Raw genomic sequence first — 10790 nt, 5'->3', positions numbered from 1 at the left:
CTGGACGAGACGCTCGCCGACGCGCCGCCGGAACTCCTCGAGAACGCGCGAGCCTCACTGGCCGCCCTCGTCGCCGAGGAGAGGGAGTGCGCGTCGGCGGTGGCCACAGCGCTCGGTCGGGTGAACGCGATCGGAGACCAGGGACGGCTCGGGGACGTCGCGGTGGCGGAACGTGAGGTCGAGGCCGCGCAGAGGGAGAACTCCGCCCTGTGGCGGCGGGCACGCGCGGCGGACCTGCTCTACCGGACCCTCGAACAACGACGGTCCGAGGCTCTCCGGGCCTACCAGGAGCCGTTCCACCGGTCGGTGGTCGAACTGGGGCGACTGGTCTACGGGCGCGAGTTCGACGTGCGACTGGGGGAGGACCTCACCATTCTCAGCCGGAGGATCGGGGAGGTCTCCGTCGACTACGACTCCCTGTCCGGCGGGGCCAGGGAACAGCTGGCCGTGATCGTCAGAATCGCCTGCGCCAGACTCGTGGGGGACAACGGTGTCCCGGTGTTCCTCGACGACACCATGGGGTACACCGATCCCTCCCGTCGCCTCACGATGGGTGCGGTCATCGCCGCCGCGGCCTCCACGTCACAGGTCATCGTCCTCACCTGCGACCGTTCACGCTTCGCGGGTGTCGGCAGCGCGCGCACCCACGTCATGCGCAGGTCGGCATCGGCCCGCGACTGAGGGCGGTCCGGCCGGTCCGCGGCGGGCCGGTGGCTGGAGGACGCAGCGGCGGGTCGGCGTGCTGTAATAGCCCCATGAGCGAGACACGCTGGTTGAGCGATGAAGAACAGTGCATGTGGCGCCGGTACCGGGAAGTCAATCAGTTGCTCGACCTCGCGATCGAACGCCAGCTCCAGCGCGACGCGTCGATGTCCCAGTCCGACTACTCGGTGCTGGTCAGCCTGAGCGAGGCGGACGGTCGGGGCCTGCGCGCCCGTGATCTGGGGGCGGCTCTCGGCTGGGACCGCAGCCGTGTGTCGCATCAGGTCAGGCGGATGGAGGCCCGGGGACTCGTCGCCAAGGGGGAGTGCGCGGAAGACGGCCGGGGCACCATCGTCACCCTCACCGCGGAGGGCGCCGAGGCGATCGCCCGGGTGGCCCCCATGCACGTGGAGAAGGTCCGGGAGCTTCTGGTCGACGTCCTCACCCCGGAGGAGGTCGGCACGCTGACCGAGATCTTCGAGCGGGTGGTCACCCGCATCGGCGAGGTCGACGGGATCACCCTGCCGAGCTGATCGGGTCCGGGGTCGCGCCGGAGCGTACGAACGGAAATAGCAGCGGGGCCCGGGCTGAGAAGCCCGGGCCCCGCTGTCGTGGTGCCCCCGAAGGGAATCGAACCCCTGACCTTTGGTACCGGAAACCAACGCTCTATCCCCTGAGCTACGAGGGCGGGATACCGGCCTTTCCGGGCCGGAGGCCGATCGCCGGGCGACTACTTCGAACCGCCCTGCTGAACAGCGAGACCGATCGTAGCACCGGGGCGGGATCGTGACCGCATCGGGCCCGCCCGCGTCGCGAGGGCGGGCGGACGCCGGTGTCCGATTCCGCTGCCGACGTGCCGACACCTAGGATAGGAAGACGTGACTCCCGCCGACCTCGCCGCCGTCATCCGCGCCGCTCTCATCACCGTTCTCACCGAGCGTGGAGCCGACATCTCGGTGGTGCCGGACACGGTGACGGTCGAACGCCCGCGCAACCCGGAGCACGGCGACTACGCCACCAACATCGCGTTGCAGTTGGCCAAGAAGGTCGGAGCCTCTCCGCGGGATCTGGCGCAGGAGATCGCCACCGCGCTCGCCGCCGATCCCGGTGTGGCGTCGGCGGACATCGCCGGCCCCGGATTCCTCAACATCCGCCTCGACTCCGGTGCCCAGGGGTCGCTCGTGGCCTCCGTCATCGAGCAGGGCGAGGCGTACGGCACCGGGGACGCGATGGCCGGTCGTCGGGTGAACCTCGAGTTCGTCTCCGCCAACCCGACCGGCCCCATCCACCTGGGAGGCACCCGCTGGGCGGCGGTCGGCGACGCCCTCGGGCGCGTGCTCGAGGCATCCGGTGCGCAGGTGACCCGGGAGTACTACTTCAACGACCACGGTGCCCAGATCGATCGGTTCAGCAGGTCGCTGGCCGCCGCGGCCCGCGGCGAGGCGACTCCGGAGGACGGGTACGCGGGAGCGTATATCGACGACATCGCCGCCCGGGTCGTCGCGGAGCACCCGGACGTCCTCGAACTGCCGGAGGCCGAGGGGCTCGAGACGTTCCGCGCCACGGGCGTCGATCTGATGTTCACCCACATCAAGGCGTCGCTCGCGGAGTTCGGCACTGTCTTCGACGTCTACACCCACGAGAACTCGATGTTCACCTCCGGCGCCGTCGACCGGGCGATCGAGGTGCTCAAGGGCAACGGCAACCTGTACGAGTCCGAGGGCGCCTGGTGGCTGCGCTCCACGGACTTCGGGGACGACAAGGACCGTGTGGTCCTCAAGTCCGACGGCAACGCGGCCTACATCGCCGGTGACATCGCCTACTTCCTGGACAAGCGGGACCGCGGTTTCGACCTGTGCATCTACATGCTCGGTGCCGACCATCACGGGTACATCGCCCGTCTCAAGGCCGCGGCGGCGGCACTGGGGGACGACCCCGCGGCGATCGAGGTCCTCATCGGGCAGATGGTCAGCCTCGTGCGGGACGGCGTCCCGGTCAAGATGAGCAAGCGCGCCGGCACCGTCATCACGCTCGACGACCTGGTGGACGCGATCGGGGTGGACGCCGCTCGGTATGCGCTCATCCGCTCCTCGGTGGACCAGACCATGGACATCGATCTGCAGTTGTGGACGTCGGCGACCAACGACAACCCGGTCTTCTACGTCCAGTACGCGCACGCCCGCCTGTGTTCCCTCGCCCGGAACGCCGCCGACCTGGGGGTCACCACCGACGCCGCCGACCTCGCGCTCCTGGTCGAGGACCGGGAGGGCGCGCTCATCCGGACCATCGGTGAGTTCCCCCGGGTCGTGGCGAGCGCGGCCGAGCTGCGCGAACCGCACCGGGTCGCCAGGTATCTCGAGGAACTCGCGGGCGCCTACCACCGCTTCTACGACACGTGTCGCGTCCTGCCGATGGGTGACGAGGATGCGGGGCCGCTCCACGCCGCCCGGCTCGCGCTCAGCACGGCGACCCGACAGACGCTGGCCAACGGACTGCGGCTGATCGGCGTCACCGCCCCGGAGAAGATGTGAGCGCGCACCCGGCCGGGTCCCGGCACGAGTTCCCGCACGCGCCCGGGATCGGCGAGCGTCCCACCGACGCGGGCGGGGTGATGGCCCTGGATCCGGCGGTCTGGCCGCGCGGTGCGGGTCGTCGCGGGGACGGGGTGGTGGAGTTCGCCGGGGTCGCGGCGGATGAGCTGGCGGCCGAGTTCGGCACCCCGTTGTTCGTCATCGACGAGGACGACTTCCGCTCGCGCTGCCGCGAGATGGCGGAGGCCTTCGGGGGCGCCGACCGGGTCCACTACGCGTCCAAGGCGTTCCTGTGTACCGAGGTGGCGCGCTGGGTGGCGGAGGAGGGGTTGAGCCTGGACGTCGCCTCCGGTGGCGAGCTCGCGGTGGCCCTTCGTGCGGGGTTCCCGACGGACCGGATCACCGTGCACGGCAACAACAAGTCCGCCGACGAACTCAGGCTCGCCGTGCGCAGCGGGGTCGGGCACGTCGTCCTCGACTCGATGTCCGAGATCGCCCTGCTCGACCGCATCGCCGCCGAGGAGGGCGTGGTCCAGGACGTCTTCATCCGGGTGACGGTGGGCGTGGAGGCGCACACCCACGAGTTCATCGCCACCGCCCACGAGGACCAGAAGTTCGGGTTCTCCCTCGCTGGCGGTGCGGCGATGGCGGCCGTCCGCGGGGTGTTCGAGGCACCGCACATCCGGCTCACCGGCCTGCACAGCCACATCGGGTCCCAGATCTTCGACGTCGACGGCTTCGAACTCGCCGCGCGCCGCGTGATCGGCCTCCTGCGCGACATCGTCGACGAGTTCGGTGTCGAGCGCACGGCCCAGCTCGATCACCTGGACCTGGGTGGCGGACTGGGCATCAGCTACGTCGCCTCCGACGACCCGCCCCCGGTCGCCCAGCTGGCCGCCGCCCTGACGGAGATCGTCGACGGCTTCTCACGGGACGTCGGCCTCGCGCCCCCCACGCTGGTCGTCGAACCCGGCCGGGCGATCGCCGGACCCGGCACCGTCACCCTCTACGAGGTGGGCGTGGTCAAGGACGTCGAGCTCGCGGGTGGGGAGAGCCGCCGCTACATCAGTGTCGACGGCGGGATGAGCGACAACATCCGGACGGCGTTGTACGACGCCGTGTACGACGCCCGGCTGGTGGGCCGCGCCTCGTCGGCGGAACCCGTCGTGGCGAGGCTCGTGGGCAAGCACTGCGAGAGCGGTGACGTGGTGGTGCGTGACCTGTGGATGCCGGAGGACGTCGGTGCGGGTGACCTGGTGGCCGTCGCGGCGACCGGGGCCTACTGCTACTCGATGTCGAGCCGGTACAACCTGATCGGGCGGCCCGCGGTGGTCGCGGTCCGCGACGGACGGGCACGCCTGGTGCTCCGACGTGAAACCCTGGACGATCTGACGAGCTTGGAGGTGGGACAGTGAGCGACGCAACGGCGTCAGGCGTGCGACCCGTGGGAGTGGCGGTGCTCGGAATGGGCACCGTCGGCACCGAGGTCATCCGCTACATGACGGAGAACGCGGAGGCTCTCGCCTCCCGCATCGGGGCCCCGTTGGCCCTGCGGGGTGTCGCCGTGCGCGACCTGACCCGCGATCGCGGGGTGGACCCGGAGCTCCTGACCGCGGACCCGGCCTCGCTCGTCTCCCGGGACGACGTCGACGTCGTCGTCGAACTGATGGGCGGCATCGACGTGCCGCGTCCCCTCCTCCTCGAGGCGCTCCGTCACGGCAAGGCCGTGGTCACCGCGAACAAGGCGCTGCTGGCCGAGTACACCGACGAACTGGCGGAGGCCGCGGACTCGACCCGCACCGACCTGTATTTCGAGGCGGCCGTGGCCGGCGCGATCCCGGTGATCGGACCGCTGCGTCGCTCGATGGCCGGCGACCAGGTCGAGCGTGTCCTCGGGATCGTCAACGGCACCACCAACTACATCCTCTCCGCGATGGGGGCCACGGGCGCCGATTACGCGGAGACCCTCGCGGAGGCCTCCAGGCTGGGGTACGCGGAGGCCGATCCCACGGCGGATGTCGAGGGGTACGACGCGGCGGCCAAGGCCGCGATCCTGGCCTCGATCGCATTCCACAGCCGGGTGACGGCGGGCGACGTCTACCGGGAGGGGATCTCCAGGATCTCGCCCGACGACTTCGCCTCCGCCCGCGACATGGACTGCACCATCAAGCTGCTCGCGATCTGCGAGAAGCTGCGGCGGGAGGACGGCAGCGAGGCCGTCTCGGCGCGCGTGTACCCCGCGTTGTTGCCCAACAGCCATCCGCTCGCCACCGTCAACGGCGCCTTCAACGCCGTCGTGGTGGAGGCGGAGGCGGCCGGCCGTCTCATGTTCTACGGACAGGGTGCGGGAGGTTCCCCGACCGCCTCCGCCGTGCTCGGGGACATGGTCGCGGCGGCCCGCAACAAGGTGGACTCGGGTCGCGCACCCGGCGAGTCGACCTACGCGGCCCTCCCCGTGGCCTCGATGGACGAGGTCTCCACGCGGTACCACGTGCGGATGCGTGTGGCCGACAAGCCCGGGGTGCTGGCGCTGGTCGCCGCCGAGTTCTCCCGCCACGGGGTGTCCATCGCCCAGGTGCGGCAGACCGAGGTCGAGTTCCCGGAGTCGGAGCTCGACGATTCCGAGCCCACCGCGGAGCTCACCGTCCTGACCCACCGTGCCTCGGAGCGCGCGCTCGCCGACACGGTCGCCGCGCTCTCCGACCAGGACGCGGTCTCGGTCATCACCAGCGTCATCCGACTCGAGGGAGTGGACACCGAATGAGCAGCACCCATCAGCCCGTGCACCACCGCTGGCCCGGCCTCATCGAGGCCTACCGCGACCGGCTCCCGATCGGGGACGCCTGGGAGCCGGTGACGCTCTTCGAGGGCGGGACCCCGCTCCTCCCGGCGCCCTACCTCTCAGGGGTCACGGGGTGCGAGGTCTACCTCAAGGTGGAGGGCCTCAACCCGACGGGCTCGTTCAAGGACCGCGGCATGACCATGGCCGTCACCGACGCCAGGGCGAGGGGCCAGAAGGCCGTCCTGTGTGCCTCGACCGGGAACACCTCCGCCTCGGCCGCCGCGTATGCGACCCGCGCCGGGATGGGCTGCGCGGTTCTCATCCCGCAGGGCAAGATCGCGGCGGGGAAGCTGGCGCAGGCGGTCATGCACGGGGCGACGATCATCCAGGTGGACGGCAACTTCGACGACTGCCTGGAGCTGGCCCGTAAGACCACCGCCACGTACGCGGAGATCGGTCTGGTCAACTCGGTCAACCCGGTGCGGATCGAGGGCCAGAAGACCGCCGCGTTCGAGATCGTCGACGTGCTCGGACGCGCACCCGATCTGCACTTCCTCCCGGTGGGCAACGCGGGCAACATCACCGCGTACTGGAAGGGCTACAGCGAGTACCACGCGGACGGCATCGTCTCGACCCGCCCGCGGATGATGGGCGTGCAGGCCGCGGGCGCGGCGCCCCTCGTGGACGGGGCGCCGGTCAAGAACCCGGAGACCATCGCCACCGCCATCCGCATCGGCGCGCCGGCGTCCTGGGACGGCGCCGTCGCCGCCCGTGACCAGTCCGGTGGCACGTTCCGCAAGCGCACCGACGAGCAGATCCTCGAGGCGTACCGCACCGTTGCGGGCAAGGACGGCGTGTACGTGGAGCCGGCCTCCGCGGCGTCGGTCGCGGGACTGCTCGACGCGCACGCCAACGGGGAACTCGAGCCCGGTCAGACGATCGTCTGCACCGTCACCGGCAACGGGCTCAAGGACCCGGACACCGCCCTCCTGGGCATGCCCGAGGTGGAGGCCATCCCGGTGGATCCGACCGCCGTCGCCGGCGCTCTCGGGTTGGAATGAGCGACGTGACCGGTACCGGCCCCGAGGTCTTCGGCAGCTCCGGGGGACGTATCCTGCCGGTCGGTCGCTCGGTCACCGTCGAGGTGCCCGCGTCCAGCGCCAACCTCGGGCCGGGTTTCGACGCCCTGGGCGTGGCGCTGGGCCTGTACGACACCATCACGGTGACCACCATCGGCTCGGGGCTCGAGCTCGAGGTCTCGGGCGAGGGGGCCGGTCAGGTCCCCGCCGACGCCTCCCACCTGGTAGCGAAGGCGGTGGAGGCGGGACTGCGGGCCGGCGGCACGGGCGCCCCTGGGGTCAGGATCGCCTGTACCAACGCGATACCGCACTCCCGGGGTCTCGGGTCCTCCGCGTCCGCCGCGGTGGGGGGACTGGTCGCGGCGAACGGTCTCATGGGCGGCGTGTTGACCGACGAGCACCTGGTACAGCTCGCGAGCGAGTTCGAGGGGCATCCCGACAACGCGGCGGCGAGCGTGCTCGGCGGGGTCGTGGTCTCGTGGACCGAGCGATCGGCGACCGCCGTGACCTACCGCGCGGTGCGCATGGACGTCGATCCGACGATCGTCGCCACCGTGCTGGTGCCGGCCGAGACCTCGTCGACGGCGCAGACCCGGGGCTTGCTCCCGGAGATGGTCCCCCACGAGGACGCGGCCTTCAACGCCAGTCGGGCCGCACTGATGTCGGTGGCCCTGGCCTCGCACCCGGAGTTCCTCCTGGCCGCGACCGAGGACAGGCTCCACCAGTCCTACCGGGCCCCGGCGCTCGTCGGCACCACCGAGTGGGTCGGCCGGCTCCGGGACCGTGGACTCGCCGCGACGGTCTCCGGGGCGGGCCCCACCGTCCTGGTGCTGGGGACCTCCGCGCTGCCCGCGGACCTGCGCGGGGACGCCGAGGCGCAGGGATGGCAGGTCCTGGATCTCCGGATCGCGGAGGGCGCCCGGGTTCTCGTCGGGGAGTGAGGACGTCCGCTCGCACGACGGGGGTTCACGGCCGGGCCGTGACCCCGGTCAGGTGGTGGAGCCCGGTGAGATGGTCGTGACCTGATAGGCCCCGTCGGCGTGGAGGGCACGGATCGCCCGCTTGTCGTACTTTCCGACCGACGTGCGGGGGATGTCGTCGACGAACGCCCAGTGGTCCGGTCGCTTCCACAGTTCCACATGGCCCTCCAGCGACTCCCAGAGCGCCCGCGCGGTGGCGGACGCGCCGGGTTTGAGGTGGACCAGGACCATGGGGCGGTTGCCCCAGCGTTCGTCCGGTACGCCGATCACCGCGGCATCGGCCACCCGCTCGTCCCGCAGGACGGCGTGCTCGAGTTCCACCGAGGAGATCAGCTCGCCCCCCGAGGCGATGATGTCGTCCACCCGGTCGACCACGTCGAGGTAGCCCCTGGGGGAGATGGTCGCCATGTCCCCGGTGCGCAGCCAACCGTCGACGAACCGGTCGGTCGCGTCGTCGCCGAGATAGCGTGCGGTGACCCAGGGTCCTCTGATCTGTAGCTCGCCGACCGACCACCCGTCGTTCGGCAGGACACGCCCGGCTTCGACGATCCGGGCCTCGACCCCGGCGGGGAACCTGCCCTGCCCGAGGATCTGTGCCCGGCGGTGGGTCGCGGACGAATGGGGGTCGGCCCGGGCGAACGTGGCGATCGGGCTCGACTCGGTCAGGCCGTAGGCCTGCATGATGGTGACCCCGTGTCGCGTGACGAACGCGTCGAACAGCGCCTCCGGCACCGGCGAGCCGCCGACCAGGACCTCGCCCAGGTGGCCGAGCGGCTGGGGGTTGGTCTCCAGCCGGCGGAGGAGGCGCTGCAGGGAGGCCGGCGTGGTCGCGACCTTGTTGGGTCTGAACGTGGCGAGCAGATCGGCCAGGTCGCGGCCGGAGTGCATGGCCTGACCAGGTCGCGGCCGGGCGGTGATGATGCTCGCCCCGGTCATGAACGCCGCGTAGGGCAGGCCCCAGGACAGGACGTGGTACATCGGCACGGTCGTCAGGACGGTGTCCCCGCTGCGGAGCGCCGCGCTCTCGGCCATGCACATCTGCATCGAGTGCAGCCAGATCGAGCGGTGGGTGAACGCCACCGCCTTGGACAGGCCGGTCGTGCCGGAGGTGTAGGCCAGCGCCGCCGCGGCGCGTTCGTCCAGCTCGGGCCACTGATAGGTGGTCGGCCGTCCGTCGAGGAGGGCCTCCAGGGCGTGGAGTTCCACCTCGTGACCGTCCCCGGACAGGTCGGTGGTGTCCCCGGCGACCCGGGCGTCGAAGACGACGAGGTGGCGCACGTGCTCCAGGTCGGCGACCACCTCGAGTGCGAGAGAGAGCAGTTCGGGATCCACCAACACGACGGAGACGTCGTTGTCGCGGAGCGCCGCGAGGAGGAAGGACCGGGACCTAAGGACGTTGACCGACAGCGCGACGGCTCCCATCGACGGGATCGCGAACAGCGACTCGACGACCTCGGTGCGGCTGCCGGACAGAACGGCCACGACGTCACCCTCGCCCACGCCGAGATCGGTGAGGGCGTGGGCCAGGGCCGCGGCCCTGGCGGCGATCACGTCGAACCGAAGGGTCCGGGGCTCCATGTCCCCGACGAAACCGGTGACCGTGGAGCCGGAGTGGCGCTCTGCGGCGTGGTCGAGGATCCGGGACACGAGCAACGGGGTGTCGAGCATCGTTCCGAACATCAGACCTCCTTCCGCGCGGCCGCAGTGGGCTGTAGGTTACCGCCCGTCGACCGGGATGCGGACACGCCCGTGGGACTCGCGAGGGGGACGCGTGTGGAGACCGACTGCGGGTAGTATGCTTGCCGAAGCCACGGACGCCCGGTCGTCCCCGCATCCCGAGACATCTCCAGTTCACCGTCCGCCTCGGCGGACGGCAGCTCGTGAGTAGGTCACGGTGGGAGCGGCCGAACGGCGAGTGGTCAACTGGGATTGTCGTGCCCGTGAGTGGGTCTCGTCCGTAGTCGACGGTCAACATGACGTCGGCGCGGTGGGCGTCACCTCGTGTACATCCCCCTCAGACGAATCCGTGTCCGGCCAGTTCGCCGCCACGGAAGGCCTCAGCGGCCACCCGGGACGCCCGTCCGCGTCCCGGACAGTTGCTCGGTGCGAAGCGGTGGACACCGCCTCGGCCCGGGCCCAGAAAGGACACCCGTGACCTCGACGGAAACCCACTCCACGCCTCCGCAGGGTGCCGCACTGGCAGCCATGCGACTGGCGGACCTCAAGTCCCTGGCGCAGCAGATGGGCCTCAAGGGCCTGTCAGGCAAGCGCAAGGGCGATCTGGTGGCGATGATCGACTCCGCCCGCGGCGGGAAGTCCCAGGCTCCCGCCCAGTCCGCGCCGGCCGCGACCGCGGAGAGTGCCCCCCGGTCCGACGCGCAGAAGCCGCCGAGTGGCCAGCAGCCCGCGCGCGAACCCAGGAAGGCGGACGAGGGTTCGACTCGGGGTGGCGGTGAGGCGCCCGCCGAGAGCCGGGGCCGCGGGGACGGGCAGGACCAGGGCGAACGGAACCGTCGCGAGGACGGCCCGCGCGGCGGTGGCCAGAACCAGAACCAGGCGCAGGGTCAGAACCAGGGGAACCGGCAGCGTCGGGGCGGGCAGAACCGCGACGACCAGGGCTCGGGTCGTCAGGATCAGGGTCAGCAGGGCGGTCGCGCCCGCGATCAGCAGTCCGGTGATCAGCAGAACCCCGATCAGCAGGGCCGCGATCAGCAGG

The 10790-nt window shown here is 71.1% G+C and carries 8 protein-coding genes, 1 tRNA gene and 1 pseudogene; 8 read left to right on the top strand and 2 right to left on the bottom strand.

What is annotated here, in order from left to right:
- Together G6017_RS00985 and G6017_RS00980 are read left to right on the top strand one after the other, a co-directional pair.
- Positions 1 to 681: pseudogene (locus tag G6017_RS00985) on the top strand (AAA family ATPase); the annotation flags it as partial.
- Between the two features lie 74 nt (positions 682 to 755).
- Positions 756 to 1235: a MarR family winged helix-turn-helix transcriptional regulator gene (locus G6017_RS00980; RefSeq protein WP_241731074.1), complete on the top strand. Its 480-nt coding sequence runs from the start codon at positions 756 to 758 to the stop codon at positions 1233 to 1235.
- A 79-nt stretch (positions 1236 to 1314) separates the two neighbouring features.
- Here G6017_RS00980 and G6017_RS00975 read toward each other — a convergent pair.
- Positions 1315 to 1390, bottom strand: a tRNA-Arg gene (locus G6017_RS00975).
- A 190-nt stretch (positions 1391 to 1580) separates the two neighbouring features.
- Here G6017_RS00975 and argS point away from each other — a divergent pair.
- Genes argS through thrB form a run of 5 tightly spaced genes read left to right on the top strand, consistent with a single transcriptional unit; the run spans position 1581 to position 8035 of the window.
- Positions 1581 to 3233, top strand: a complete 1653-nt coding sequence (gene argS, locus G6017_RS00970; RefSeq protein WP_179525565.1) for an arginine--tRNA ligase — start codon at positions 1581 to 1583, stop codon at positions 3231 to 3233.
- Positions 3230 to 4648, top strand: coding sequence for a diaminopimelate decarboxylase (gene lysA / locus G6017_RS00965; protein ID WP_179525564.1), 1419 nt, complete (start codon positions 3230 to 3232; stop codon positions 4646 to 4648). The genes argS and lysA overlap by 4 nt, the downstream gene beginning before the upstream one ends.
- Positions 4645 to 5997: a homoserine dehydrogenase gene (locus G6017_RS00960; RefSeq protein WP_179525563.1), complete on the top strand. Its 1353-nt coding sequence runs from the start codon at positions 4645 to 4647 to the stop codon at positions 5995 to 5997. The genes lysA and G6017_RS00960 overlap by 4 nt, the downstream gene beginning before the upstream one ends.
- Positions 5994 to 7076, top strand: coding sequence for a threonine synthase (gene thrC / locus G6017_RS00955; protein ID WP_179525562.1), 1083 nt, complete (start codon positions 5994 to 5996; stop codon positions 7074 to 7076). Before G6017_RS00960 ends, thrC begins: the two co-directional genes overlap by 4 nt.
- A complete protein-coding gene (gene thrB / locus G6017_RS00950; RefSeq protein ID WP_179525561.1) occupies positions 7073 to 8035 on the top strand; it encodes a homoserine kinase in 963 nt (320 codons plus the stop codon). Before thrC ends, thrB begins: the two co-directional genes overlap by 4 nt.
- Positions 8036 to 8083: 48 nt before the next feature.
- On the opposite strand, the gene G6017_RS00945 is transcribed toward thrB, so the two are convergent.
- The gene (locus G6017_RS00945; protein ID WP_179525560.1) at positions 8084 to 9754 is read right to left on the bottom strand and encodes an AMP-binding protein; all 1671 of its coding nucleotides are present in this window, start codon (positions 9752 to 9754) and stop codon (positions 8084 to 8086) included.
- A 471-nt stretch (positions 9755 to 10225) separates the two neighbouring features.
- Between G6017_RS00945 and G6017_RS00940 the strand changes: the two genes are divergently transcribed.
- The coding region (locus G6017_RS00940) for a Rho termination factor N-terminal domain-containing protein (protein ID WP_182615467.1) at positions 10226 to 10790 on the top strand (565 nt) is incomplete at its 3' end.

Source organism: Dietzia sp. B44, from assembly GCF_014145245.1.
Lineage (GTDB): Bacteria > Actinomycetota > Actinomycetes > Mycobacteriales > Mycobacteriaceae > Dietzia > Dietzia natronolimnaea.
This window is presented reverse-complemented; position numbering and strand designations above follow the sequence as displayed.

Bases quoted from the DNA above. Each gene is read 5' to 3' on its own strand.
- G6017_RS00980 (WP_241731074.1), top strand. From the start codon at position 756: ATGAGCGAGACACGCTGGTTGAGCGATGAAGAACAGTGCATGTGGCGC.
- thrC (WP_179525562.1), top strand. From the start codon at position 5,994: ATGAGCAGCACCCATCAGCCCGTGCACCACCGCTGGCCCGGCCTCATC.
- thrB (WP_179525561.1), top strand. From the start codon at position 7,073: ATGAGCGACGTGACCGGTACCGGCCCCGAGGTCTTCGGCAGCTCCGGG.
- G6017_RS00945 (WP_179525560.1), bottom strand. From the start codon at position 9,754: ATGTTCGGAACGATGCTCGACACCCCGTTGCTCGTGTCCCGGATCCTC.